Source organism: Streptomyces sp. NPDC090025 (assembly GCF_044748125.1).
Lineage (GTDB): Bacteria > Actinomycetota > Actinomycetes > Streptomycetales > Streptomycetaceae > Streptomyces.
The window spans coordinates 193,634-220,115 of record NZ_JBIVFL010000008.1; the positions used below are offsets into that span (position 1 = coordinate 193,634).

The window sequence follows — 26,482 nt, forward strand, 5'->3', positions numbered from 1 at the left end:
ATCTCTCTCATCTGGACAACGGTGCGCCCGGGACGGAGGGTGCCGTCCGGGGGCAAGGGAATGGTGGCGGGGGCGTCAGGCGTTGTCGTCCCGGCCTTCGGCGGCCTGGGTGATGACGGCGGCCACCGTGGCGGGCCGGGAGACGTAGACGGCGTGGCTGCCGGGGGTCTCGGAGACGACGGCGCCGATCCGCTCGGCCATGGCGCGCTGCGCGGGCGGCGGGATCATGCGGTCGTCGGTGGCCACCAGGTACCAGGCGGGCCTGGTCCGCCAGGCCGGCTCCGAGACGGCGCCTTCAAGTGCCGCGACTCCCCAGGGGACTTGGGAGTCGGCCAGAAACGCGGCCTGGGCGGCGGGCAGGTCAGCGGCGAAGGAATCCGCGAACTTGGCCCGGTCCAGGAACAGGGCCCCGTCCCGCGGAGGAAGGATCGGCGGCACCGGTGCGCCGGGCGGCGGGTCTGCGATCAGGGTGTTGACCGACTCGCCCTTGTCCGGGGCGAACGCGGTGACGTAGACGAGGGCCGCGACGTTGGGGTGGTTGCCGGCCTCGGTGATGACGACGCCGCCGTAGGAGTGTCCGACCAGCACGGCCGGTCCGTCGATGGCGTCGAGGATCTGGTGCGTGGCCGTCACGTCACCGGCCAGCGACTGGGTCGGGTTCTGCACGACGTGCACCCGGTAGCCGTCCGAGGTCAGCTGCTCATGGACGCCTTGCCAGCCCGAGCCGTCCACGAACCCTCCGTGCACCAGCACGATGTTCCTGATGCCGACCATGTTCACTCCCGCCGCCCTGAGACAGGCCCAGCGCCTGTCCAATGCCCTCCAGTGAAGCCACCCGACGCGGTGTGGACCATGCAGAAGAGCACGCAGAAGTTCTGCGCAGCACCGCCCGCGAAGCGTCCGTCACGGGTCCCGGAGTCCCCCCGGCGAGGGCGCGCCGCCGACTTGCCTCCCGTGACCGGATCGCCGCGGCGGCAAGCGTCCCCGTCGAGGGCACCTGGGCCCCGGAGCAGGAGGCGGAGTAGGCGCCGGTCCGGTTCAGATGCGTTCGAGTGAGGCCAGCGCGTCGCGCAGGGCGGCGCGTGAGCTGATACCGAGCTTGGGAAACACCGCGTGGAGGTGCGTCGATACAGTGCGCGGGGAGAGGAAGAGCCTCTCCCCGATCTGCTTGTTGGTCAGCCCCGCTGCGGCGAGGTGGGCGATCTCCCGCTGCTGAGGGGTGAGAGCGCTCCCCCTTCCTCCGGCTCCTGCCCCGCGTACCGAACCTCCGCATGCGCGGAGTTCCTTGTGGGCGCGGTCCGCCCAGGGTGTCGCACCCAGTCCGGTGAACGTCTCGGCGGCGATGGTGAGATGCCCGCGCGCCTGCGCGGGTGCACGGCCGCGGCGCAGCCGCTCACCGTAGGTGAGATGGATGCGGGCGAGTTCGAACGGCCAGCGTTGACGGCCCTCCACCGACAGGGCGGCCTCGAAGCGCAGCTTGGCTTCCGCGTCACTGCAGGCGGCCAGGGCCTCGGCGCCGAGGAGGACGAAGTGCAGCCTTTCCGACGTCCGTTCGAGACCCGCTTCACGGGCCGCGTGCACATGGCGCCGCGCCGCGTCGTGGCGGCCGGAGCGTACCGCTGCCTCCACGGTGTCCAGAAGCACCCACAGAGCCATCCGGTTGAACGGCGGGAAGGACCCGGCGGGCGCGATGGAGGTCACGTGTTGGTACGCCGACTCGAAGTCTCCCTCGCCCAAAGCGATCAGCGTGCGGACGTGCGCGGCGTAGTGGCGGACGGTGTGCGCACGGCGGGTCCCTCCCCACTGGTCCATCCGGTCCGCCGAGCGGCGCGCGGCGGCGAAGTCACCCCTGGCAGCAGTCACGTTGGCCACGAGGTAGGCCGCGGGCCATGAACGCAGCGTGTACGCGTACTCCTCGCTCAGTTCCAGCGCGTCGCGGGCGGCGCCGCGCAGTTCGTCCCACCGGCCCGCGAACCAGGCGTGGTGGCAGAGCAGCACGAGCGCCTGGATGGCGGGGAAGACGTTGTCGGATGCCCGCTCGCCGTAACCGATGCGGCGCAGAGATGCTTCCAGAGGGCCGAGGCGGTCGACGCACGACGCCGCGATACCGACCCGCACGACCTGCACGGCGTCGGCCGCGGCCAGCGCCGATCCGACCTCGGCGTCCAGACGGGCGAGTGCCCCGGCGTCGGCGCGCGCGGGGTCGCCGAAGGTCGCTCGGGTCACCTCCAGCAGCTCCGGTGGTGACGTGAGCTTCGCCAGCGCTTGATCGAAGGCCGGCCACAGGTCGGCCCGGCCGCCGTAGAAGCACACCATCAGCAGGGTGAACAGGGCATCCGACAGCGTGGCGTCCACCACGTCGTGCCGCGGGCGATGCGCGTCCATCGCACCGCTGAGCACCCGGTGCGCGGTGTCGATGTCGCCGTAGCTGTTCAGCAGGTGGATCGACGTGGCGACGGCGGCGGGCAGGGAGTCAGGACCGGGAGCTGCCTGCCGGGCGACGCCGAGCAGCCGCGGGACGTCGCGCAGGTTCCCGGTGAGCGTGGCTCCGAGGTAGGCGGCCTTGGCGAGCCGACGGGCCCGCGCGGACCCGTCGGGGCTCAGGTCCGCCGCACGTACCATCGCCGCCACTCCACTGGGCCCGTCGCCCCGTCCGGCGCTGAGCTCGGCGGCTTCCTCGAGGAGGGCGGCGACCTGCTCGTCGGGGTCGACCGTGGCACGGCCGAGGTGCCAGGCCCGCTGTTCCAGAACTCCGGTCCATGCCTCCGCGAGCACACGGTGCACACTGCGGCGCTGCTCGCCGGTGGAGAGTTCCACGACGGCGGATCGGATCAACGGGTGCCGGAACTCCAGACGCCCGGTGGTTTCGTCGGTGTGCACCAGTCGGCTCCGTTCGGCGGCGGCCCAGTACTTCATGCCGCACCTGCCCGCCACGGCCCGGCGGACGACGTGCGCGTTGCCGCTGCCTTCCAACGCCGCGACGAGCAGCAGGTGCCGGGTGGCAGCGGGCAGGGCACTGATCCGAGAGGCGAACGCGGCCCGCAGGCGTTGGGTGAGCGGCAGGCGCGGGGGTAGTGCGTGCGCTGCCGCCAGTTGGACACCGGTGAGCGTGGTGGGGAGCTCCAGCAATGCCAGCGGGTTGCCTTCGGCATCGGCCATCAGGCGTTGCCGGACCCGGGGCGCCAGCGCCGGGTAGCGGCTGACCAGCAGCCCCTCCGCTGCGGCCGCGTCGAGCGGGCCCACCTCGTGGAGCGGGAGTCCGGTGTGGTCGAAGAAGCTCTCATGCGCGGCGCGGGCCGCGGTCAGCATCCCGATGCCGGGGGCCAAGAGGCGGGCGACCCTGGCCAGGACGTCCGCGCTGGCCCGGTCCAGCCACTGCGCGTCATCGACGACGAGGAGCACGGATCGCCCGCCGGCACGATCCGCGAGCAGCGACACCACCTCGTCCGCCAGCCGTTCGTGCCCGAGATCGCCGGTGATGGTGCCGTGCTGGAAGCCGAGCGCCGCTGCGAGGGCGGGGCTGCGGACAGCGGCCGTCCGCGTTGCCGGCGACGACGTCAGCAGTTGCCGCAGCGCGCCGTATCCGGTCTCGGCCCGGTACTCGACCCCGACCGTTCGCAGCACGCTCATCCGCCCGGCCCCGGCCCGACCGGCGGCCTCCGTGAGCAGGGCTGTCTTGCCGACCCCCGGATCCCCCAGTACCACCATGGTTCCGCCGGCGCGGGGGATGTCGGCCAGGAAGTCCGCAAGCGTCCTCATCTCGGACTCACGGCCGATCAGGGATATCTCCATGCCCCAAGTCAACCTTCGCCACGGTCCGTGTGTCACGGTCCTCGGAGATGGCAATGCGGGATGAGACACCAGGTGACGAGGGGGTGCGGATCGGCGAGATCGTGACCGTGCTGCACCGCTCAACGGTGTTGCGCTGTTTGTAGGCCTCGCGGTCGAAGGCCGGCGGACGGCCACCGTGGCGGCCGCGCCGTTTGCGGTTCGCGGCCTGGTCGGCGGGCTGCGAGATCACCGCCTGGATCCCGCGTCGACGGGGATGGGTGCGGATCGCGCGGGACGAATATGCCTCGTCCGCCAGCACCCTCTCCGGTGTGGTTCTGGGCCGGCCGGCCGGCCGGGGCACCCGTAAGCGGGCCATAGCCTTGGGACATGCGGGCGCGTCACCGGCCTGGCCGGGCGTGAGGACGAGAGCGAGCGGGCGGCAGCAACTGTCCGCAACGAGATGGATCTTGGTGGCCAGCCCGCCGCGGGACCGTCCGAGGGCATGGTCGTCCGGCTCGCCGGCCGGGGCCGTTTTGACGGGCCCCGGCGGCGTGCTGATGTGCCCGCACGATCGTGGAGTCGACCGCGACGACCCAGTCCAGGTCGCCCTCGGCGTCGGCCCCGGCGAGCAACGCCGTGAAGACCTTCTCCCAGGTGCCGTGGGCAGCCCACTTCCGCAGCCGGTTGTGGGCACCCTTGCCTGCGACCTCTGGGCGCGATCGATCAGTAACACCTGGGGATCTGCTGCGCGCTCGTACAGATCAACCTCGAAGGAGTCCGCGTCCGCCTCGACAAGCCGGGCCGGAGCATCCCGATCCTGCTCAGCCGTCGGACGCGCTCGGACCTCGTCCCTCCACACCTGACCGCTCGCCTCGGCTTTGTCCATCTCGCCAATATGTGCGCGGGCGGCAGCGGGCGAAGCCCGCCGGAACCAAGATCCGGAAGAGACGGCCTAGCTCAGCAATAGCTCAGCGGACCGCCACTGGCTACTGCACGTTTCGCCACAGATTTACACCGCCGGCTTCGCGAGCAGCGCAGTAGTAGTAGTGGCCCTGAAGCGCATGCTCGTTCCACCAGTTGGCATTGGACTGGCACTGACCCCACGTGGAGTAGGTCCCGATGTATTCGTTATACGAGGCCGCGGCCGGAGTCGCGGTCATCGCCAGGGTCCCGACGACAGCCGCTCCCGTAAGCCCCAGCGCAGCCAGTGCTCGCTTCATCTTCATTTACCCTCACTTCTCTGGTCCGAATGGTTCGAAAGAAAAGCTACTACGCCTTCCTTCCGACTGACGCGTCATCCGATCCGTGGAGCACAGAAGGGCACAGTCGGTTCCCCATCGGGAAGTGGGGGGGCATACTTGGGTGCGGATGCCGTCACCGCATTCCATGCGGAGCCCTGACGTCCGCACATCGAAAATAGGCAATCCAGCGAGACTTGAGGCCTGGGATCATCTGCGTCAGCGCCGGGAGGGTCCACTTGAGTCCGAATCTCAATGCCCACAACGCTCTCCTTGCAGACGGTTTTCAGTGGAAGGCCCTGGACTGCACCAGACTGAGCAGCAGCGCGGAGAGCCATCTGTCGTGAACGGAGAATCTCTCAGAGTATCCGCTGTCCGTCTGCGGGTTGAAGCGAAGCAATTGAATCCGGATATGCGGAGCTAGATTCGTGCCCTCTGGCGGGCCGGCCACCAGATCGGTCGGCCTCATCCGGTCAGTCGTCAGGCGAGGGTCATTCCGCGGCTACAGCTGGATTCGGCTTCCTGTGGCGCGTTTCGGCTGGAATCAGGGGTGGGCCGGCCGAGGTAGACGTTGCGGAGTGTGCCACCAGGCGGACGCCGGCGCGGTCACCCAGGGCGCCTCTCCGACGGCGTCCTGACGCCCACATTCCCCAGGATGCCCTGCGCATCGGGCCGCAGCACCGCAAGAAGGCGACGTTCAGCCGTCGCTTGGGGTGTTGAAGGACTGCCTCGTCGAAGAACGTCACGCCCGCCATCCGCAATGGATGACTGAGGAGGAACCGCTGGCACTGCTTCTCGCATCCGACCCCGGCGAGCTCGGCCATGCCGTTCTTGGCGCTTGGCCCCCGGTCATGCCAGATTTCTCGCCGATCTCCCTCATCCCAGTCCATCGCCCGACCGTGCAGTCGGCAGGGCGGTTGAGGCACACGTTCGGCGCTCACCCTGGGACGTCCTTGGCTCGCAATGTGTACTGGCGACAGGGCTAGGGCGAATCAGCTCCCACCTTCCAAACCAATCAAGCTGCCTGGAGACCTTGTGGCCTCGACCGACCGCATCACCCTCGATCCCACCGGGGCCGACATCCTGGCCGAAACCGCCCGGTTACGTGCCTTGGGCCCCGTCGTACCTGTGGAACTGCCCGGCGGCATCCCCGCTTGGGCGCCAACCGGCTACGACACTCTGAAGGCGCTCATCCTCGATCCTGACGTCAGCAGAGACGCCCGTCAGCACTGGAACCTGTGGCCGCAGTTCGCCGAGCATCCCAACTGGGGCTGGCTTCGGTCCTGGTGTGCCGTCGACTCCATGCTTGCGACCTACGGCGACTATCGCGCCCGGCTGCGTGCCCTGGTTGCTCCCAGTTTCACCAAGCGGCGCACCGAGGCACTGCGCCCCCGCGTCGATGAGGTCTCTGCTGAACTGCTGACCGGCCTGGAATCCCGAGATCACGAGGTCGTCGACCTGATCGAGGGCCTTGCCTATCCGCTGCCGATGCGGGTGATCTTCGAGCTCTTCGGCGTGCCCGACCACTTGCTCAGCCCCATACGCAAGCTGATGAACGCCGTCATCCGCGCCGACGACCCTGTGTTCATAGACGAACAGCGTAAATTCCTGTCGAATGCCTTGGTCGCATACCGGACCGAGAACCCGGGCGACGACATGACCACTGAGCTGATCAGGGCCCGGGACGATCAGGGGGCGCCGCTCACCGAGGAAGAACTGATGAACACGCTGATGCTGGTCATCGGAGCGGGGTTCGAGACGACGGTGAACCTCATCGGCAACGCGATCGTGGCCCTGCTGCGCGACCCGGACCAGCTCGTGAAGGTCCGGGAGGGCAAGGTGGAGTGGGACGCGGTGATCGAGGAGACGCTTCGAGCACATCCGCCCCTGGCCGCGATGCCACTGCGGTTCGCCGTGCGGGATGTGACCGTGGCAGACGTGACGATCCCGGCCGGGGACGCCATCATCACGACGTTCGGTGCGGCTGGGTGGGACCCGCACAAGTACGGTCCCGACGCCGGCCTCTTCGACGCCACTCGGGGCGCAGATGATCACTTGGCATTCGGCGTCGGAGTCCACCGCTGTATAGGCGCGCCGCTGGCCCGGATGGAAGCCCGCACGGTCCTGCCCGCCCTCTTCGACCGCTTCCCGGACATGACCCTGGCCGTCGAGCCGGAACAGCTGCGCCAGATGGCGTCATTCATTGCGGTTGGCTGGCAGGAGATACCCGTACGGCTGCGGGGATGAAGTCGGCGAAGTAGCGGTTCATCGACGCCGAACCGGTCGGCGGGGCGGAACCGGCGCCGGGCGGTGCCGGTTCCGTCGGGCCCGCTTTCCGGGTGCCCCGGCACACCCTCCTCCTCGACGGCGAACTGCCACCCCGTGCGGGGGATGTGCCGGCCTTCACCAGGCAGGACCTGACCTTCTCGGCCGCGGTGAAGGACCGGCTCGACGGCCGCGGCGCGCGCAACACCCGCTACCACCTCGACACCACCCGCAGACGGTACGCAGCGTGGTGCAAGCAGAACGGCCGCCTCGCGCAGCCGACCACCACCACGGCGAACCTCGCCGAGTACTTCGGCCACCTGATGGAGCGCGGCAGCGGCAAGGCCCACGCCGCGCACGTTCCCTGCAGTCCGGACTCCCTGCTCGCCTACCTCACCCGGATCGTCACCCGGGTCCGGGCCTGGCTCGCCGACCTCCGCGAACTGCGCGAGCCCAGCGCCACCGAGCAGAACCCGGCCGGCGGCGAAGCCGCCCACCTGCCCGACAAGCCGCTCTTCCGCGCCCTGACCAAGATCGGGAACTTGAAACGGCGGACCGACGCGAAGGTCCGCAAGCTGTTCCTGACCGGCCGCGCCGTGAACGAGATGGTCAAGGCGCGCGCCGCCGCGGCCGAGGTGTCCGTCATCAACGGGCTCAAGGTCACCAGCCACAGCCTGCGCGCCGGTCCCGACACCGGCATGAAGCAAGCCAAGGTCCCACTCGCCGAACGCAACACCGCCGGCGACTGGACGCCTGGCTCCACCCTCGCCGACGACGTCTACAACCGGCCCGACGGCACCATCGACACCAGCAAGAACGACCCCCTCGACGCGGTCCCCCTGTGGGGCGGGACCTGAGGCGCCGTACGCGCGGGCGGCCGTGCCACCCGGCATCCGGTCCCGTACCTGCGGATGCGGTACGAGAACACCAGGACCGTTGGCGGCAGCGGCCAGTGATAGCGGGTCGGTTCCCAGCGGCTCCTCCCACAGCCTCTCGCCCGTACGGTCGCGGTAGCTCAGGCGCTGCGGTGGGAGCGCGACCGAAGCCGGCTCGCGGGCGAGCCCGAGCTCGGAGAGCTCGCGGACGGCGTGCGGCAGCAGGTTGATGCCGACGCCGACGGCCTCGACCGCCCGGGCCGATTCGTACACCTGTGCCGCCCTGTCGGGCGAAGGGGAATCCCGGGGCGCCACCGGCAACTCCGCGCCAGTGGCGGCGCGAGCCTTCTTCCGCGGGCCCGTTCGGTGTCCGTGGCTGCCGTCGGGAGCCTCCTCGCGAGACCTGGACTCGGCGTCTTCGTCACGCCCCGGCGATCCTGTCCGGTCGCCGATCGAAGCGCGAGGAGGCTCCGGGAGGAGCGCGGATCGATGCCGGACAGGTACGGCGGCTCGCCGAGATCCTCCCCGGCCGCCTCGACGGTCGGCGGGCTCGCCGGGGTCTGCCGGGTCGGTGGGCGCGGGCGGCGCCCGCGCTCAGCGACGGGTCAGCGGCGCACCCACAGGTTCATGGCCCAGCTGCCGCCCTCCTGCCGGAGGTTGTCGCACCAGTAGTAGCCGCTCGGGTCCCCGCCGGCGAACGACGTGCGGGCGATGCCGCACAGAGTCTGCGCGCCCTGCGAGGTGCCGGACCAGTAGGTCGCCACGTAGGAGTTCCGCGGGGGCTCGGCTGCCGCCGGGGTCGCGGTCATGGCGACGCCGGCGGCGGTGAGCAGCCCGGCGATGCCGAATCCCGAGAGAGCCTTCATCAGACGCATGGGTTCCCTTTCAGAGATGCCCGCCGCCCGCCGGATGCGAGCTGAGCTGGGGCACGACCCCGAATCTAGGCCGAGCGGGCAGGCCCACTGAGGATGTTGGGGGCGGGGTGTCCGACCGGGCAGACAGGTCGCCCGATGCGTCAGGGCGGCAGACCGCCGGGGCCTCAGGACCTCGGGGCCGCGGGCACGGCGACAGGGCGCGGGCATGCTTCAGCGCCTCCCGGAGCATCAGTGACATCTTCCCCGAGCCGATGCGGCGGCTGTTCGTCGAGGGCCGACGTACGAGCGAGCAATCAATCCGGGGCGGTTCGGGCAGGGACTTCGTCCCGGCCTGTGACGGCGCGTGTTCCTGCTGTGTACTGAGCGGCGAATCCGGCGCCGACGGCCGCGGCCGCCCCTCGTGTTCCGCTCCCGCGAACCCTCTGGAGATCCTCGTGACAACGAGAGAGCGCATCGTCATCGACCCGGTCGGTGCCGACATCCAAGCCGAGACCGCCCGGCTGCGGGACCTCGGTCCGATCGTCCCCGTGGAACTGCCCGGCGGCCTGCCCGCCTGGGCGCCCACCCGGCACGAGGTCCTGCGGACTCTGATCCTGGACCCGAACGTCAGCCGGGACGCCCGGCGGCACTGGAACCTCTGGCCCCAGTACCCGGACAACCCTTCCTGGTGGTGGATCTACACCTGGTCGGCGGTGGACTCCATGCTCGCCACCTACGGAACGCAGCGGGCCAGGCTGCGCAGCCTGGCCTCGCCGAGCTTCACCCACCGGCGCACCGAGCTGCTGCGCCCCCGGGTCGAGTCGATCACCACCGAACTGATGGACGGTCTCGCCGCCCGTCCGGACGAGGAGGTCGATCTGATCGAGGAGTTGGCCTATCCGCTGCCGTTGCGGATCATCTGCGAGCTGGTCGGCGTGCCCGACCATCTGCTGGGCGACATCCGCCACTTGATGGCCACGATCGTGGGGACGCCGGACGCCGGCCCGGAACACGGCAAGTTGATCGAGAGTCAGGTCGCCGCGCTGGGATCGGCGCTGATCGCGTACCGGACGGAGCACCCCGGTGAGAACCTGACCAGCGACCTCCTCAAGGCCCGGGACACCGAGGGCGGCCCGACCGACGAGGAGGTGATGAACACGATGTTGCTGGTCATCGGCGCGGGCTTCGAGACGACGGTCAACCTGATCGGCAACGCGGCGGTGGCCCTGCTGCGGGACCCTGCGCAGCTGGCGGCGGTCCGTGCGGGCGAGACCGACTGGGACGCCGTCATCGAGGAGACCCTGCGGGTCCATCCGCCGCTGTCGGCGGTGCCGCTGCGGTTCGCGGTGACGGATCTGCAGATCGCCGGGGTCACCATCCCGGCCGGTGACGCCATCATCACGACCTACGGTGCCGCCGGCTGGGACCCGCACCGGCACGGACCTGACGCGCATGCCTTCGACGCGGCGCGCGGCGGCGAGGACCATCTGGCGTTCGGCATCGGCGTCCACCGGTGCATCGGCGCTCCGTTGGCGCGGATGGAGGCCCGGACGATGCTGCCCGCCCTGTTCGAACGCTTCCCCGACGTGGCCCTGGCCGTCGACCCGGGCGAGCTGCGCCAGGTGGCCTCCTTCATCGCGATGGGCTGGCGCCGGATACCCGTGCGCCTGAAGGGCGTCGGCTGACGGTCTTGACCGGGATGCCCGGAGGGCAGACGGTGGTGAGCGGTGGCCGACGGTGTGGGCGAGCGGAAGGGGCGGACGGATGGCGGCAGGGGTGAGTGCGGTGGAGGCTGCGGCCCTGGCCGCCGTGGACGAGGCGGAGGTCGCGCGACTGCTGCGTGAGCTCCTGGTCGTCCCGAGCGTGACCGGAAGCGCCGCCGAATCCGATCTGCAGCACGTCCTGGCCGGGCATCTGGAGCGGCGAGGTCTCGATGTGGACCTGTGGTCCATGGACCTGGCCGCGCTGCGCGCCCGTCCCGGCTTCCCCGGCGGCGAGGCCCCGCGCACCGAGGCGTGGGGTCTGGTGGGCGGCACACCGCGGCGGGGCGACGGTCCGACCCTGATCCTGCAGGGCCACGTGGACGTCGTCCCGCCCGGGGACCCGGCTCGGTGGGAGGGCGATCCGTTCCGGCCCCGGGTCGCGGGTGATGTCGTGTACGCCCGCGGGGCGTGCGACATGAAGGCGGGCCTGGTGGCGATCCTCGGAGCGCTGGCCGCGATCCGGGCGGCGGGCGTGCGGCTGCGCGGCCAGGTGGCGGCGCACTTCGTCGTGAGCGAGGAGGACGGCGGGCTGGGGGCGTTCGGCACCCTGGAGCGCGGTCACACCGGGGACGCCTGCGTCATCACGGAGCCGACCGGTGGTGCCCTGATGACCGCGAACGCCGGAGCGCTGACGTTCCGCGTCGCCGTGCCCGGTCGGGCCGCCCACGGCAGCACGCCCTACGAGGGGGTGAGCGCCGTGGACGCGTACCTGCCGGTGCACCGCGCGCTCGCCCGGCTGGAGGAGCGCCGCAACACCCGCGCCGACCCGCTGATGGCCGGGTACCCCGTTCCGTACCCGCTGTCGGTGGGCACCGTCCGGGCCGGCGACTGGGCGAGCAGCGTGCCCGATCTGCTGGTGGCCGAGGGCCGCCTCGGAGTGCGGCTCGGCGAGGACCCGGCCGGGGCGCGTGCCGAGTTGGAGGCGTGCGTGGCCGAGGCGTGCGCGGCGGACCCGTGGCTGCGTTCCCGTCCCGCCGTGGTGACGTGGCCCGGTGGGCAGTTCGCCAGTGGGCGGCTGCCCGCCGGGCACCCGCTCGCCGCCCTGGTAGGTGGCGCGTGCGCCGATGTCACGGGCGGGCCCGGGCCGCCCGAGCGGGGCGCGCCGTACGGGAGCGATCTGCGGCTGTACGCGGGGGCGGGCATCCCGACGCTGCAGTTCGGCCCCGGTGACGTGCGCTTCGCGCACGGCCCCCGGGAGCAGGTGCGGATCGGTGAGATCGTGACCGTGACCCGTGCGCTGGTACTCGCCGCTCTGCGTGTGGTGGGCACCGAGCGGGGAGCGTGAGGACGGCGACGACAGCGACGGCGTCGAGGGCGCGCTGACCGCCGCCCTCGACGTCGACGGCCTCGCCCTCGCCCGCGCCCGCGTCGACTTCGCCCCACCGGCCATCGTGCCCGCCCGACGTCCTCGCCCTCCAGGTCGACGGGTCGGTCCGCACCACCGCCCACGGCGGCCGAGGCGGCCCAGGGGGCTCACGGCCCCACCGGGCCGGTGGCCGTGGGGCCGGCCAGCGGCTGCAGCGCGTCGCGCAGGGCCGCCCTGGTGGTGATGCCCCGCTTCGGGAAGAGCGGGTGGAGACGGGTCGACACGGTCCTCGGGGACAGCCCCGGCCACTCCCCGATCTGTTTGTTCGTCAGGCCCGACGCCGCCGGAGGGGCGATCTCCCACTGCTGCGGTGTCAGCGCCGGGCCGGACGGCGCGGGCCGCCGGGTACTCGCCGGACGCGGCGTGCACGCAGGCCGGCACGACGGTCCGCGTACGCGCCGGCCGTCGCGACCCGGACGATCCGGACGGGGTCCGACGTGCCGGGCAGCGTGAGCACGGCGGCGTCGAGCCGGGCCCAGTCCTCGGGGCGGGCCCTGGCCGGATCGGCGAAGGTGGTCCGCAGGCGGTGGGCGGTGTCGAGGTCGCCGTAGGCGTTCAGCAGGTGCAGGGCGGCGGCGACGGCGACCGCCGGAGACCTCGTGTCGGGAAAGACCTGCCGGGCGTCCTCCCGCAGGGCCGGTACGTCGCGCACGTCACCGGTGAGGTCCGCCCCCACGTACGCCGCCTCCGCCGGTCGCCGGGCGTACGCGGCGCCCTCCGGGCTCAGTTCGGCGGCGCGAACCAGCGCCGACCCGGTGTCGGGGCCGTCGCCGCGGCGGGCGCTGAGGTCCGCGGCCTCCGCCAGGTGCCGAGCCCGTTGTTCCGTCACGGTCGCCCAGGCTTCCGCCAGCGCCCGGTGGACACCGCGCCGTTCGGCGCTGGTCGACAGCTCCACGACCGCCGACCGCACGAGCGAGTGGCGGACCAGGACCCGTACGCCGACGGCTTCGGCGCGGGCGGTGACGGCGGCCCGCAGCGCCGCCTTCCCTGCTCCCGGCGCACCCGCCAACGCCGACGGAACGCCATGATGGGGAAGTTCGGCGAGGAGGGCGTCGAAGCGAGCCAGGTCCGGGGCCCGGCCGATCAGGGTGCCGCGGCCTTCGGCGCCGGACAGGTCGATCGCATCCCCTCACGCAGCGCGCCCGAGCCGCGCCGAACGACGTGTCCGGCCGGGCGTACGTCACATGACGGAAGCGACGGAGCCCGCCCGGATTCTAACGTCTTGCCCGCAGATTCATCCGTTCGGCGGGCGCGCTCCGCCCCGCGGAGAGGGAGGTGCTCCATTTCACAACGACCAGTATTCGCTGAGGTGTTGCGCGGACATCGGCGCGCGGCACGCCTGACGCTGGAGCAGTTGGCGGAGGCGTCCGGCGTCAGCGCCCGCAGCCTTTCGGACATGGAACGCGGGCAGAGCAAGGGCCCGCAGCAGCGGACCGTGGCCGCCCTGACGGACGCCCTCGCCTTGGACGAGGAGACGCGGAAGCAGTTCGTCGAGCTGGCCCGCGAGGGACGCCTGCGGGACCACCGGAAGCACCCGGTCGCCCTGTGCGAACTGCCCGGACCAGTATCGGACTTCACGGGACGGGCGCGTGAAATCGACTGGGTGAACGAGCTGGTGCGCAGCACCGGCTCGCCCGGGGTCGGCGTGACGGGGCTCGTCACGGGATCCGCCGGGCTCGGCAAGACCTCGTTCGCCGTCCACGCGGCCCACTCCATCGGCGCGAGCTTCCCGGACGGCGTCCTCTTCGTCGACCTCCACGGGTCGGCCCCGCAGCCGCTGACCGCCGGCGACACCCTGGTCCTCCTGCTGCGCGCCCTCGGGGTCGCGGAGCGGCAGATCCCCGGGGATCTCCAGGGGCGGGCCTCCCTGTACCGGGCGCGGCTGCGCGAGAAGCGGGTCCTGATCGTCCTGGACAACGCTTCCGCCGAGGAGCAGGTCCGGCCGCTCCTCCCCGGGGGCGGCCCCGGCCGGGTGCTGATCACCACCCGGCGCCTGCTGCCGGGCCTGGAGGGTGTCCGCAGGCTCGTGCTCGGCCCGCTGCTGCCCGCGGAGTCGACGGAACTCCTCGCCCGCATCCTCGGCGACCGCTCGACGGGCGAAGGGCGGTCGGCCCTCCCCCGGCTCGCCGAGCTGTGCGGCGGGCTGCCGCTCGCGCTCCGCATCATCGGCAACCGGCTGCTGAGCCGGCCCGGCTGGGACGCCGCCCAGCTTGCCGCCCGGATGGCCGACGAGAACCACCGGCTGGAGCAGTTCAAGGCGGGCGACCTGAAGATAGCGCGCGCTTTCGGCATGTCGTACGAGCAGTTGGGGGAGTCCGCGCGGCGCATGTTCCGGCGGCTCGCGGAGGTGCCGGGGCAGGATCTGGACGTCGCGCTCGCGGCGGTCGCCGGAGGGGTGTCGAACGCGGACGCCTGGGAAGCCCTGGACGAACTCGTCGACCTCGGCCTGCTCCACGACAGCAGCACGGGCCGCTACCGCTTTCACGACCTGGTACGGCTGTTCGCCCGCGAACGGCTCCGCGAGGAGGAGAGCGAGGCCGAACGCGAGGCGCTGACCGGCCGGGTCCTGACCTGGCTGCTCGCGACGGCCACCCGGTCCGGGCGGTGGTTCGAGCCCGGTCACGACGTCGCGGAGCCCGACCGGCCCGGGCCTTCGTCGCAGGAGGAGGCCGACTGGTGGCTGCGGGCGAACGTGGACAACTGGCTGGGCGCGATGCGGGCGGCGGCCGCGCGCGGAGAGTACGCGCTCGTCCTCGACTGCGCCGAGTCGATGCACTGGTTCTCCGAGCGCTGGGCACACGGGCCGCACTGGCAGGAGGTGTTCACGCGGGGCGCGGAGGCCGCCGACGCCCTCGGGGACCTGGAACAGCAGGCGGCCCAGCTGAACTATCTGGCCTGGGTTCAGTGGGTGCCGCCGAGCGCGCCGCACGGCGTGCTCCGGTACGCGGCCGAGGCGCGGGAGCTGGCCACCCGGGCCGACGCCACCGCGCAGATCGCCTGGGCGCACGCGTACACCGCCTGGGCGTTGCGGCTGCTCCGCCGGACCGAGGAGTCCCGTGCCGCCTCGGCGCGGGCCGCGGACATGTTCAAGTCGGTCGGCGACGCCGACTGTTACGTGCAGTGTCTCGGCAACATCGCCGACTGCCTCCTGGACGAGGGACGGCACACCGAGGCGCTGGAGCGGTGCCGGGAGCAGCTGGCCCTGCTGGACGATCCTGGGTCGGGGATGACGCCGAGCATCGCCGCGCACTCACGGTCCGTGGTGCTGCTGCGCAGAGGGCGCTGTCTGGGCGAGCTCGGGCGACGGGCGGAGGCGATCGGCGCCCTCGTCGACGGGATCGACGCCATGGACGCACTCCAGATGTCCGACTTCCGGCAGGCCGGCGCGCTGGAGCTGCTGGCCTCGCTGCTGGCGGCCGAAGGCCGGACCGCCGAGAGCCGTGCCGCGTACGCGCGGGCGGCCGGGGTCTTCGAGACCGTCGGCGACACCGAGGCGACCCTCCGCTGCCAGGCCCTGGCGGGTGGCGGGTGACGCGGCCGAACGGCGGCGGGTTCGCGTGGCTCAGCAGGAGAACACGCCGCTGAAGGTGCCGTAGTTCTCCCATGTCGGACTGGTCGTCGCGGTGTTCGTGCCGCTGCCCCGCGCCCGGGTCAGGTCGCCGGTGCCCGAGCCCACGGCGATGTGCCAGGTGCCGCCCTCCGTCGTGGAGCCCCGGCCGATCCACGTGAACGTGCCCCGGCCGCACGCGCCGGCCGAGCCGGTCAGGGTCTCCACGCCGACATAGCGGTAGCGGCCGGGGGTGGCCTCCGGGTAGAGGCAGTAGGTGTAGGCCGTCGTGCCCCGCCACACGTCACCGGCCCGGGTCCCGAACGTCGCCCTGCCGCTGATCGCGTCGCCGCCGGGGCCGCAGGCCGTCCCGGGCGTCGGGACGATCTCCGTACCGGAGTCGTAGTAGTGGCTGAGGAGTGCCGGTTCGGCGGCGCCGCCGGGAGCGGCGGCGAAGCCGAACGCGGTGAGGGCGGACGCCGTCACCGCGGCGCCTCTGAGCATGGTCCCGTTCATGTGATGCACCGTTCGCTGGACGTCCATGGGTAGGGGAAGCGGGCTCAGAGGATGCCCGCCCGGACGGCACGGGCCACGGCCTGCGTCCGGTTCTTGCAGTTCAACTGCTTCACGGCCTCGTGGATGATGCCTTTGATCGTGCGCTCGGAGTAGCTCATCCGCTCGGATATCTCCAGGGTGTTCAGCCCTTCGGACAGCATCCGCAGCACTTCGATGCCACGGGGGGCGAGACCACCTCGACGGGCGAACTGGGACATCGTCAGTCGGCGCTGCTGGTGGGCGAGTTCGGCTATCAGGTGGCCGACGAGCTCGTCGGGGAAGCGGCTGCGGCCGGAGCTGGCCTCGACGGTGGCGTCGAGGAGCTGGTCGAGGCTGGAGGCGCTCCGGTAGAGGAAGCTGGTCAGGCCGTACTCGACGGCGAGAGCGAGGTGCTGTTCGCTGACACTGTCGGCCATCGCCACGACCGGGACCGGGCGCCCGCCGGCGCGCGCCGCGTCCTGCCGCAGCACCCGTATCCAGTCGTCGTTCAGGGAGTGCAGCAGCAGGACCGAGACGTCCGCGTCGGGGAGTCCGTCACGGGGGACGATGCGCACCCCTGAACGCGACGCGAGATAGGCGCCGGCCGCGTGTTCCAGAATGGCGTCGCTCGCCCTCAGGGCGACTCGGATCGGAACGGCCAACGCGGTTGCCAGTCCCGTTGTCTGAGTTTCCGTCACAGTCAGAGTCACTTCAGCAATCCTCAGGAGAGAACCGATACGCGCGCGCACCGGCCCCGTCGGCGGGGCGACGGGCCCGAGCGTGGGCTTCGGGCTACATCGGCACCGTACGGCCATGACCGGTGGTGTGGCTTCGGTCAAATGACCCAGCTGGAGTTCGGATTTTTCAGGCGCTTCGACACTTCTTGCTGTCTCGTCGGGGAGGCTTGGCCTACACGCGGTGCGGCCGGTCCGGGGCCGGCCGGGGCGATCCGGGCCCGAGGAGGAAGGATGGAGTGCCCGTTCGCGCGGGTCCGCGCCGTGCGCCTGCCGCGTCCCGGGGCGGCGTTCCTACAGTCGTCGAAACGGCCTCCGGCGCCGGGGCAGCCGCTTCCGCCACCCTCCGCGCCCAGGAATCCCAGGAAGAGGCGACGCGATGAACGGGACGAAGCGGCCCCTGGGCCAGGAGGCGGGCACACCCCCGCCGATCGCTGCTCCCCGTCCCGGGGGCGCTCCAGATGTCCGGCCCCATCCCGCGCCGCGCGCCACCGCCCGGATCGTCACGCACGGCGGCCGCGGGCTGGCCCGGGACCGGCTGCGGCTCCTGGAGCGGTACGGGGCCCGCTTCCGGCGGGCCATGGCGGAGGTGGACGAGATGCTTCCGGTCGAGTGGGCCTGGCGGGAGGGGTGCCGGGGCGGCGCCGTCGACGTGCTCGCCGACCTGGCCGCGGTCCGCTTGTACCTCACCGGCGAGTGGGAGCGGGTGGAACCGCCGCTGATCGAGGGGTGGCCCGGCGCCCATCTGGCGCTCGCCCGGTGCGTGGCGTCCGGACTGCGCAGGCTGCCGACCCATCGAGGGCCGGTGGCGGTACGGACCGAGGTCGGCGAGGCGCTGGCACGGGGCTACCGGGACGCCCCGGCCGTCGTGGACCACGGGTTCTGGAGCGCGTCGGCGTCCCCCACGGCGCTCGCGGCCCCCGGCCCGGGGCTGGTCGCCTGGTCGCTCACCGGCCGGCGTACGGACTGGGTCGATCCGTACGGCCCCTTGCGGGTGGTGTTCACACCCGGCACGCGGTTCAAGGCGCTCGGGACGCCGGCACCCGCGGACGGACGCGGGCGGCGGGTGCTGCTGCGCGAGATGTTCCCCCAGGAGGACGCCGGGGCGGGTGGCGTGGGCGTCGAATGGCTGGACCGGACCACGGTGGTGGAGCTGAATCGGGCTGCCGCCGCGTCGACACCGGCACCGCTCGCCCACACCGCTTGCACGGGTCCGCGCGTCCGCGTCCCGGGATTCATGAACACCCCATGGACATAAGACGAATGAGTCACGAACATTCAGTGAACACTCCTCCTCCGGTAGGATTCGGCGAGCTGGGGAAGACCCGCCTCACCGATCCCACCACCCGCCTCGCAGCCAGGAGACATCGCGGTTCACTGCCCCGCAGCCACGCGTCCCGGAAATCCCTTCCGCCATGCCCTCGATCCGGCTCAAGCTGATTGGATGGCCGCCATGCAGCGCTCCGAGCCATCGACGCCGAACCATCAGGAGCCTTCCACGGAACCGGACTTCGCGCCGGACGCCGACCGTCTCGTCGGTCGGGCCGCCGAACTCGCCCTCCTCTCCGACCTCTTCGCCCCGGGCTCGACGCGCACCGCGCTGATGCTGACGGGCGAGGCCGGTGTCGGCAAGACCGCCCTGCTGGACACCGCGGCGCGGCGGGCCGCCCGGTCCGGATACACCGTCGTTCGGATCGCGGGCGCACAGTTCGGGCAGCGCCTCGGCTTCTCCGGGCTCGCCCAGCTCCTGCAGCCGCTCGCCGCGGCGGTCCCGCGCCTGCCGGCCCGGCAGGCGGCGACACTCAAGGCCGTCCAGGGTCTGTCCGACGAGCAGCCGCCCGAACTCCTCGCCATCTCCAACGCCGTGCACGCCCTGCTCGCTCTCGCCGCCGCCGAGGGCGAGCCCCTCGCGCTCGTCATCGACGACCCTGCTTGGCTCGACCGCCCCAGCGCGATGGTGCTCGGGACCGTGGCCCGCCAGGCCCGCTCTGGTTCCCCGGTCCTGCTCGCCGCCTCCAGAACCGGTGACGAATCGTTTCTGAGCAGCACCGGCATCCCCACCCACGAGGTGCGTGCCCTGGACGACGAGGCCGCGACCGCCCTGGTGGCGGATCGTTTCCCCGCCATGGCGGCCAGAGTCCGGCGGCGCCTGGTCGCCGAAGCCGCCGGAAACCCGCTGGCACTCCTGGAACTCCCCGTACCGCTGAACGAGGCCCAGCAGACGGAATGCGGACCGCTGCCGGCCGTGCTGCCGCTGTCCGAGCGCCTGCAGAGAATATTCTCCGTACGGGTCGCCGCCCTGCCGCGCCCCACCCAGGAACTCCTGCTGCTCGCCGTCCTCGACGGCCCCGGCGACCTGCACGTCCTGGAGCGCGCCGTCGACGGCCCGGACGTCCTCGCCCGGCTCGGGCCGGCCGAGCGCGCGGGCCTGGTCCGAGTGGACGCCACCACCGGCCGGCTGGTCTTCCGGCACCCGCTGACCCGCTCCGCCGTGATCGAGCTGTCCACCGCCGCCGAACGCCGACGCCTGCACCTCGACCTCGCCGAGGAGTTCCCCGAAGGCTCGGAGCGCCGGGTCCGTCATCTGGCCGCCGCCGCGGTCGGCACCGACGACGAGGTGGCCGTCCTCCTGCACGACGTGGCCTACCGGACCCTGCGGCGCGGCGACGCCGTCGGCGCCCTCACCGCCCTGCTCCGCGCCTCCGAACTCAGCGGCTCCGGGACCACGAAGGCCCGCATGCTCGCCGAGGCGGCGTGCCTCGGCGCCAACATCACCGGCGACCTGCGCAACGTACACGCCCTGCTGGACCACGCGCGCTCCGCGGACCCGGTCGGCGCGGACTCGCTGGCCGCGGCGACCGCGGCGGCCAGCCGGCTCCTGAACGGCGACGGCGACGCGGACACCGCCCACCGGCTCCTGGCCGGCGCGATCCGCACCCACGCCCACGCCGGCGGCGCCGACGACTACATTCTGCGCGAGGCCCTGCACACCCTGCTCATGGTGTGCTTCTTCAGCGGCCGCGCCGACCACTGGCCGGCGTTCGACAGCTCCGTCTCGGACGTCCTGCGGCGCACCCCCGACCCGCTCCTGAACGTGCTGCGCGGCGCCTTCGGCGACCCGGGCCGCACCTCACCGGCCGTGATCGACGTCCTGGACGTCCTCATCCACGGCCTCACCCGCGAGACGGACCCCCGGCGCATCGTGCGCACCGCCATCGCCGGCACCTACGTCGACCGCCTTTCCCACTGCCGCAGCGCGCTCCGCCGCGTCGCCGACGGCGGGCGCGACGGAGGCGCCGTCGCCACCGCCATCGAGGCCCATTTCCTGCTCGCCAACGACGCCTGGACCAGCGGCCAGTGGGAGGAGCTGCCCGAGCTCACCGACGCCGCACTGCGCTGGTGCGAGGAACACGACTACCACCTCCTCGGCTGCTCCGGGCAGTACCTGAGGGGCCTCCACGCGGCCGCCCGCGGCGATGACGCCAAGGCGACCCGGACGGCCGACCGGATCGACCGCTGGGGCACCCCCCGGGGGCTCGGAGCGCTCCACGTGTACGCCTCCCACATCCGGGCGCTGTCCGCGCTCGGTGACGCCGATTTCGACAGGGCCTACCGGCAGCTGCGCGCACTCGGCGCACCGGGCCGGCTGCCCGCGCCCATGCCGCACACGCTGTGGCTGTTCTGGGACTTCGCCGAGGCGGCGACCCGCACCGGGCACCAGACGGAGGCAGCCGAGCACATCGCGGCGATCAGGGCGTCAGCCGTCCCGTCGCTCTCTCCTCGGCTCGCCATGATGGCCGACGCCGCCGCGGCCATGGTCGCCACCGACGGTGCCGCCGACGCGCTGTTCGAGGCGGCCATCGCGGCCCCCGGCGCGGAACGCTGGCCGTTCGACTGGGCGCGGGTCTGCCTGGCGTACGGGGAGCGGCTGCGCCGGGCCAAGGCGGGCGGGGCCGCCGCGTCGCATCTGGAGGCCGCGCTGTCCACGTTCAGACGGCTGGGGGCCCAGCCGTGGTGCGCCCGCGCGGCCAACGAGCTCCGGGCGAGCGGAGTCCAGGTCACGAGCGTGATCGCGCCAAAGGAAGGCGGGGCGCCGCTGACCCCGCAGGAGCGGCAGGTGGCCCAGCTCGCGGCGACCGGGCTCACCAACAAGCAGATCGCCGCCCGGCTGTTCCTGTCCCCCCGTACCGTCGCGGCTCATCTGCGCAACGTCTTCCCCAAGTTGCACATCACCTCGCGGGCGGGGCTGCGGGACGCGCTCACCCGGATCGCCCCGCCGTGAGACGCGGTCCCCGTCCGGGGCGGGGTACCCGGTCAGGACCGGGCGTGCGCCGCCCGCCTGATCAGCTCGGCCACGGCCTCGGGACGCGACACGTGGACGGCGTGACTGGCGGGGACCTCGGTGACGGCGGCCCCGGCCCGTTCCGCCATGGCACGCTGGGCCTGCGGGGGGATCATCCGGTCCTCGCCCGCGACCAGGTACCAGCTCGGCTTCATCCGCCAAGCGGCCTCCCCCACCGCCCCGTTGACGGCTTCGACACCCCAGGGGACCTGCGCGTCGGCCAGGAACCGCGCGTCGTCCGGCGCCAGATCCGCCGCGAACGCCTCGGCGAACCGGTCACGGTCGAGGAGCAGGACGCCGTCGCGCGGCGGCAGGATCGGCGGGACGGGTGCGCCCGGCTCCGGATCGGCGCTCAGGGTGCCGACCGACTCGCCCTTGTCGGGCGCGAAGGCCGCGACGTAGGCGAGCGCGGCGACCTTGGGATGCAGCCCGGCCTCCGTGATCACGACACCGCCGTAGGAGTGCCCGGCCAGCACGGCCGGTCCGTCCAGGGAGTCGAGGAGCCGATGGGTGGCCGCGACGTCGCCCTCCAACGACAGGGTCGGGTTCTGCACGACGCCGACGTGGAATCCCTCACGGGTGAGGATGCGGTGCACGGCCTGCCAGCCGGATCCGTCGACGAAACCGCCGTGCACGAGGACGACGTTCTTCAAGGGGCTCATGTCCTGGCTCCTGTGGTGGGGAAGTGCCCTGTGGGGCAGGTGAGAAGCTAGCCCCGTTCCGGCACGGCGTGCTTCGGCAGAATGACCTATAGCCCGGACGCGCCGCCGGTGCCTCCCCGCGGCGGCGGTTCAGCCCGCCCGTGCCCACACCCCTTCGGGACCGCGCGGAGCGGACGCGGACGCGTGGCCGGAGGGCTCGCCGAGCCGATCGGCGCAGCCCAGTGCCTCCACGGCGGCGAGCAGCGCGGCGGCCAGGGCGACCGGGATCAGCGGGCCGGCCGGTGCCTGCGGAGCCGGGGCGCGGAACCACGCGTAGCGGTCGTCGCAGGCGGACCGGGGGCCCGGGACGACCAGCACGGAGCCCTGCCCCAGATAGCGGACCGCGGGGACCGCGCCCGCGCCGCGGGCGAGCCGGCGGGTGAAGTCGGCCCGGCTGTCCGGGGGCAGCAGGAATCCCGTCCGGCGGGCCCGGTGGTCCAGCACGACGGGCCCCAAGGGCCGGCCCTTTCGGAGCAGTTGGTCGAAGGCTTCGATGCCGACCCGCTGGTCGACCGAGACGACGTCGAAGACGCGGCCGGTGGACAGCGGGTAGGGCGCGCGGGGGTCGCTCGCCCACGCGTTCAGGCACGCTGCCGGGGCGTCGGCCGCCTCGGCCAGCCAGGCGAGGTCCCGCCAGGTCATCCTTCGCACGTCCTTCGCCTCTCTCCTGCAGCGCTGTCCGGCACTGAACGGCATGGACGGGGCCGCCGCGCGGGTGGCGCGTCGCGGGTCTCCCGGTCGTTCCACGGTAGGCGGCGGTGGCCTGGGCCGGCTTCGACCGAATGACCTAGAAAGGACGGTTACCGGTGTCCGGGGCGTTCCCGGACGGGGTGGGGAGACCGCCCAGAGCGTCGCGCAGGGCGCCGCGCGAGGTGATGTCCAGCTTGCGGAACGCGCCGCGCAGGTGGGCGGCCACGGTCCGGTGGGAGAGGAAGAGCTGGGCGGCTATCTGCTTGTTGCTGAGGCCGGTGGCGGCGAGCTGGGCGGTCTGCCACTCCTGCGGGGTGAGCGGCGCCTCGGCCCGCGCGGTGGCCGTGGCCGGGACGGGTGCCTGGCCGCTGGCCCGCAGCTCGCCCGCGGCGCGGGCGCTCCACGGGACCGCGCCCAGCCGCTCGAAGGTGCTCAGGGCGGCCTCCAGGTGGGGGCGGGCCGCCACGGACGCTTGCGCCCTGCGCAGGCGCTCGCCGTAGCCCAGGCGGATCCGGGCCAGGTCGAAGGGCCAGCGTTCCGCCCCGGGGGTGGCGACGGCCCGGTCGAACAGCGTGCGGTCGACGCCGTTCGGGTCGGCCAGCGCGGTCGCCGCCCGTACGGTCATCTCCAGCCGCGGCGAGAGGGCGGGGACACCCGCGTCCCGCAGGCCGGTCAGGAGGACCGCCGCCTCGGCGTGCCGGCCGGTGCGAGTCGCCGCCTCGGTGAAGTCCCAGACCAGCCGCAGGAGGTGCGGGACGTGCGGGGCGGGGCACCCGGCCGGGACGAACGGCGCCAGATGCCGGTAGGCGCTCTCGAAGTCGGCGCGGCCCAGCGCGGACAGGGCCTTGATGTGGGCGGAGTGGACGCGCAGCGCGCCGAGGCCGCGGGGGTTGCTCCAGGAGGCGAGGCGGTCGGCGACGCCCCGGGCGCCCTCGTCATCGCCGCGGGCGGCGGCGAGCAGACCCTGGTGGACGCGCCCGTTCCAGGCCTGGAGCCGGTCGTCGTGGGAGGCGCAGCGGCGCAGCGCGTCCTCGGTGAGTTCCGCGACCTCGTCCCAACGCCCCGTGGCGTAGGCATCGTCGGAGAGCAGCAGGAGGGCCGGTACGGCCGCGGCCACGGGCCCCGTGCCGCGGCCGGCGTCGACGACGCGCCGCAGGGCGGCGCGGCAGTCGGGGAGCCGGTCGACGTAGCCGGCGCAGGCTGCGACGCGGACGATCAGCGTGGGATCGGCCTGCTGGTGGAGCCCGGAGACGAGCCGGTCGAGCCGGGCCTGTTCGGGCCGGGCCGCGTGCACCGGATCGCCGATGGTGGCCCGGAGCAGCGGCAGCAGCGGGTCGGTGACGTGCGGGGCGGCCTGACCGAGGACGGTGTCGAAGGCCTGCCACAGCTCGGGGCGTCCGTCGGCCGCGCACACCGCCAGCAGGATGTGGAGGGCTTCGCGCAGCATGACCGCGTCGGCCGGGGTCGCCGGGACATGACCGGTGACGGCGCCGACCAGCAGCCGGTGGGCGCCGTCCGCGTCGCCGTCACGGTGGAGGAGTTCACCGGCGGCGGCCGCCGCCGCGGCCGGGGACGTCGCGCCCGATGGATCGAGGGCCGCGGCGTCGTCCAGGAGTACGCGTGCGGTGCGCAGGTCGCCGGTGGCGGTGGCGCTCAGGCAGGCCGCTTCGGCGAGCCTGCGCCCCCTGCGGGTGTCGGAGCCGCTGAGTTCGGCGGCCCGCAGCAGGGCGGCGACCGCGCCGGCGGCGTCGCCCCGGCGCAGGGTGGTGTGGGCCGCGTCGTGCACGAGGCGCGCCACCCGCTCGTCGGGTCCGACGGTGGCGCCCGCCAGGTGCAGGGCGCGGCCGGCCGATCCGTCCGGAAGCACCTCGGCGAGCGTCCGGTGGGCCCAGCGGCGTTCGGCGCCGGTGGAGAGTTCCATGACGGCCGACCGGGTCAGCGGGTGCCCGAAGACGAGACGGCCGGCGTGGGCGTCGACCCGGACGAGCCCCCCGTTCTCGGCAGGTGCCAGGGCGGCGGGGGTGCCCGGTTCGCCGCAGGCCCGGGACAGGGTGCGCAGGTCCCCCGTATCGTCGAGGACGGCGAGGAGGAGCAGCCTGCGCGTGGGTTCCGGCAGGGCTCCGACCCGTTCGGCGAAGGCGGTCCGCAGGCGATCGGTGAGCGGCAGGAGCGCGGGCAGGGCGCGTCGCTCGGTGCGCTGCGCGACGCTCAGCGACGCGGGGAGTTCCAGCAGTGCGAGGGGGTTGCCGCCGGCCTCCGCGAGGAGCCTGCGGCGAACCGTGGGGGTCAGGTCGGGGGATCGTTCGGCCACGAGTCGGGCGGCCGACTTCCGGTCGAGGGGTGCCAGTTCGTGCGTGCGCGCGCCCGTCTCGCAGAGCAGGGCCGGGTCCGGGCGGGAGGCGGCGAGCATCGCCAGGCTGGCGATGCCGGTCTGCCGGGCGACGGTCCCCAGGACGGCGGCGCTGGGGCGGTCCAGCCACGCGAAGTCGTCGACGATCAGGGCCAGCGGGCCGCGGGCGCCGCCGACGCGGAACAGCAGTTCCCGTAGGGAGTGGGCGACGGCGGGCAGTTCGTCCGGAGCGCCGGGGACGAGTCCCAGGATGGCGCGGAGCGTGCGGGCCTGCCGCGCCGGGAGGAGGTCGAGCTCGGAGGCGAGCGGAAGCAGGATCTGGTTCAGGCCGGCGTAGCCGACGTGCCGGTCGAAGCGTGCCCCGGCGGCTCGTACGACTCGGAAGCCGCGGGCTTCGGCGCGGCGGGCGGCGGTGTCGAGCAGCGCGCTCTTGCCGACTCCGGCGGCGCCGGTCAGTAACAGGGCGGCGCTGCGTGTCGTCGCCTCGGTCAGGAGCCTGTCGACCAGGGCCAGTTCGGCCGCGCGCCCGACGAGCCCGGCGGGCTGTCCGGCCGGGATCGCGGAGGCGGGGCCGGCCGCGGTGGGAGCGGGCGATCCGGCGGCGGACACGATGGCGGCCGCCGCGGGGGTGAGGGGGGAGGTCATCCGGGTGAGGTCGATCATGGTTCACCTGCAAGCGACGGTAGGAGTGGCGGGGAGAAGGCCGGGCGGGACGGGGCGGCGCCCGGGGGCCCTGGAAGGGGGAGCGCGCTCAGCAGCCGGCGGCCTCGCGGACGAGGTCCGCGACCGCGGCCGGCTGCGCGACGTGGAGGGCGTGGCTGCCGATGGCCTCTACGACGGTGGAGCCGGCGCGGCGGGCCATGGCCCGCTGGGCGGCCGGCGGGATCACGCGGTCCTCGGTGGCGACCAGGTACCAGCTGGTCCGGTGCCGCCACGCCGGTTCGGTGACCACACCGCCGACGGCGGCCACGCCCCAGGGGACCTGCGCGTCGGCCATGAACGCCGTCCGCCGAGCGGGCAGGTCGGCCGCGAACGCCTCGTGGAAGCGGTCGCGGTCCAGGAGCAGTGCGCCGTCCCGCCGGGTCCGCAGCGGCGGCTGCGGAGCGTCCAGGGGCGGGGCCGCGAGCAGGGTTCCGGCGGACTCGCCGCGGTCGGGGGCGAAGGCGGCGACGTACGCGAGGGCGGCGACGTTCGGGTGGATGCCCGCCTCCGTGACGACGACCCCGCCGTAGGAGTGCCCCACGAGGACGGCCGGGCCGTCGAGCGCGTCGAGCACGTCCCGGGTGGCCGCGACGTCGTCGCGGAGCGAGAGCGTCGGGTTCTGGACGACCCGGACGTGGAATCCGTCCCCGGCGAGCTCGGCGTGGACGCCCCGCCAGCCCGATCCGTCGACGAAGCCGCCGTGCACGAGCACGATGTTCCCGATGGTCGACACGCGCCCTCCCGGGGGTG

Annotated in this window: 17 protein-coding genes and 2 pseudogenes; 7 read left to right on the forward strand and 12 right to left on the reverse strand. The window is 73.1% G+C overall.

What is annotated here, in order from left to right:
- Positions 1 to 75 precede the first annotated feature (75 nt).
- The 3 genes and pseudogenes from ACIPXM_RS20465 to ACIPXM_RS20475 form a co-directional block, all read right to left on the reverse strand.
- The gene (locus ACIPXM_RS20465; protein WP_401657277.1) at positions 76 to 774 is read right to left on the reverse strand and encodes an alpha/beta fold hydrolase; all 699 of its coding nucleotides are present in this window, start codon (positions 772 to 774) and stop codon (positions 76 to 78) included.
- Positions 775 to 1,038: 264 nt separating this feature from the next.
- Positions 1,039 to 3,792, reverse strand: coding sequence for an AAA family ATPase (locus ACIPXM_RS20470; RefSeq protein ID WP_401657279.1), 2,754 nt, complete (start codon positions 3,790 to 3,792; stop codon positions 1,039 to 1,041).
- 112 nt (positions 3,793 to 3,904) lie between these two features.
- A pseudogene (locus tag ACIPXM_RS20475) lies at positions 3,905 to 4,463 on the reverse strand (IS5 family transposase); the annotation flags it as partial.
- Positions 4,464 to 6,044: 1,581 nt separating this feature from the next.
- On the opposite strand from ACIPXM_RS20475, the gene ACIPXM_RS20480 reads away from it, so the two are divergent.
- Together ACIPXM_RS20480 and ACIPXM_RS20485 are read left to right on the forward strand one after the other, a co-directional pair.
- Positions 6,045 to 7,256: a cytochrome P450 gene (locus ACIPXM_RS20480; protein ID WP_401657281.1), complete on the forward strand. Its 1,212-nt coding sequence runs from the start codon at positions 6,045 to 6,047 to the stop codon at positions 7,254 to 7,256.
- Positions 7,257 to 7,348: 92 nt separating this feature from the next.
- The gene (locus ACIPXM_RS20485; RefSeq protein ID WP_401657283.1) at positions 7,349 to 8,131 is read left to right on the forward strand and encodes a hypothetical protein; all 783 of its coding nucleotides are present in this window, start codon (positions 7,349 to 7,351) and stop codon (positions 8,129 to 8,131) included.
- Positions 8,132 to 8,754: 623 nt separating this feature from the next.
- Here ACIPXM_RS20485 and ACIPXM_RS20490 read toward each other — a convergent pair.
- Positions 8,755 to 9,024: a hypothetical protein gene (locus ACIPXM_RS20490; protein WP_401657285.1), complete on the reverse strand. Its 270-nt coding sequence runs from the start codon at positions 9,022 to 9,024 to the stop codon at positions 8,755 to 8,757.
- A 434-nt stretch (positions 9,025 to 9,458) separates the two neighbouring features.
- Here ACIPXM_RS20490 and ACIPXM_RS20495 point away from each other — a divergent pair, with 434 nt between their 5' ends.
- Positions 9,459 to 10,688 carry a cytochrome P450 gene (locus ACIPXM_RS20495; protein ID WP_401657287.1) on the forward strand — a complete coding sequence of 410 codons (1,230 nt, stop codon included), beginning with the start codon at positions 9,459 to 9,461 and terminating at the stop codon, positions 10,686 to 10,688.
- 79 nt (positions 10,689 to 10,767) lie between these two features.
- Complete coding sequence (locus ACIPXM_RS20500) at positions 10,768 to 12,051, forward strand: ArgE/DapE family deacylase (protein ID WP_401657289.1); 1,284 nt, start codon at positions 10,768 to 10,770, stop codon at positions 12,049 to 12,051.
- Positions 12,052 to 12,362: 311 nt separating this feature from the next.
- Here ACIPXM_RS20500 and ACIPXM_RS20505 read toward each other — a convergent pair.
- Positions 12,363 to 12,449 (reverse strand): annotated as a pseudogene (locus tag ACIPXM_RS20505) (hypothetical protein); the annotation flags it as partial.
- Complete coding sequence (locus ACIPXM_RS20510; protein WP_401657291.1) at positions 12,446 to 13,141, reverse strand: hypothetical protein; 696 nt, start codon at positions 13,139 to 13,141, stop codon at positions 12,446 to 12,448. The pseudogene ACIPXM_RS20505 and the gene ACIPXM_RS20510, both read right to left, overlap by 4 nt.
- An 18-nt stretch (positions 13,142 to 13,159) precedes the next feature.
- Here ACIPXM_RS20510 and ACIPXM_RS20515 point away from each other — a divergent pair, with 18 nt between their 5' ends.
- Positions 13,160 to 15,664, forward strand: coding sequence for a helix-turn-helix domain-containing protein (locus tag ACIPXM_RS20515; RefSeq protein WP_401657426.1), 2,505 nt, complete (start codon positions 13,160 to 13,162; stop codon positions 15,662 to 15,664).
- A 30-nt stretch (positions 15,665 to 15,694) separates the two neighbouring features.
- On the opposite strand, the gene ACIPXM_RS20520 is transcribed toward ACIPXM_RS20515, so the two are convergent.
- Positions 15,695 to 16,195, reverse strand: a complete 501-nt coding sequence (locus ACIPXM_RS20520) for a DUF3224 domain-containing protein (RefSeq protein ID WP_401657293.1) — start codon at positions 16,193 to 16,195, stop codon at positions 15,695 to 15,697.
- A gap of 44 nt (positions 16,196 to 16,239) precedes the next feature.
- On the reverse strand, positions 16,240 to 16,788 hold the full coding sequence (locus ACIPXM_RS20525) for a LuxR C-terminal-related transcriptional regulator (RefSeq protein WP_401657295.1): 549 nt from the start codon (positions 16,786 to 16,788) through the stop codon (positions 16,240 to 16,242).
- Positions 16,789 to 17,326: 538 nt separating this feature from the next.
- On the opposite strand from ACIPXM_RS20525, the gene ACIPXM_RS20530 reads away from it, so the two are divergent.
- Both ACIPXM_RS20530 and ACIPXM_RS20535 read left to right on the forward strand, forming a co-directional pair.
- Positions 17,327 to 18,205, forward strand: coding sequence for a hypothetical protein (locus ACIPXM_RS20530; protein WP_401657297.1), 879 nt, complete (start codon positions 17,327 to 17,329; stop codon positions 18,203 to 18,205).
- Between the two features lie 186 nt (positions 18,206 to 18,391).
- Complete coding sequence (locus tag ACIPXM_RS20535) at positions 18,392 to 21,229, forward strand: AAA family ATPase (RefSeq protein WP_401657299.1); 2,838 nt, start codon at positions 18,392 to 18,394, stop codon at positions 21,227 to 21,229.
- A 32-nt stretch (positions 21,230 to 21,261) separates the two neighbouring features.
- Here ACIPXM_RS20535 and ACIPXM_RS20540 read toward each other — a convergent pair whose 3' ends face one another.
- The 4 genes from ACIPXM_RS20540 to ACIPXM_RS20555 form a co-directional block, all read right to left on the reverse strand.
- A complete protein-coding gene (locus tag ACIPXM_RS20540; protein ID WP_401657301.1) occupies positions 21,262 to 21,951 on the reverse strand; it encodes an alpha/beta fold hydrolase in 690 nt (229 codons plus the stop codon).
- Between the two features lie 129 nt (positions 21,952 to 22,080).
- Positions 22,081 to 22,632 (reverse strand): bifunctional DNA primase/polymerase, encoded by a 552-nt coding sequence (locus ACIPXM_RS20545; RefSeq protein ID WP_401657303.1) that lies wholly within the window; start codon positions 22,630 to 22,632, stop codon positions 22,081 to 22,083.
- Positions 22,633 to 22,777: 145 nt separating this feature from the next.
- Positions 22,778 to 25,693: an ATP-binding protein gene (locus ACIPXM_RS20550; protein ID WP_401657305.1), complete on the reverse strand. Its 2,916-nt coding sequence runs from the start codon at positions 25,691 to 25,693 to the stop codon at positions 22,778 to 22,780.
- An 88-nt stretch (positions 25,694 to 25,781) separates the two neighbouring features.
- Positions 25,782 to 26,465 (reverse strand): alpha/beta fold hydrolase, encoded by a 684-nt coding sequence (locus ACIPXM_RS20555; protein WP_401657307.1) that lies wholly within the window; start codon positions 26,463 to 26,465, stop codon positions 25,782 to 25,784.
- Positions 26,466 to 26,482 lie beyond the last annotated feature (17 nt).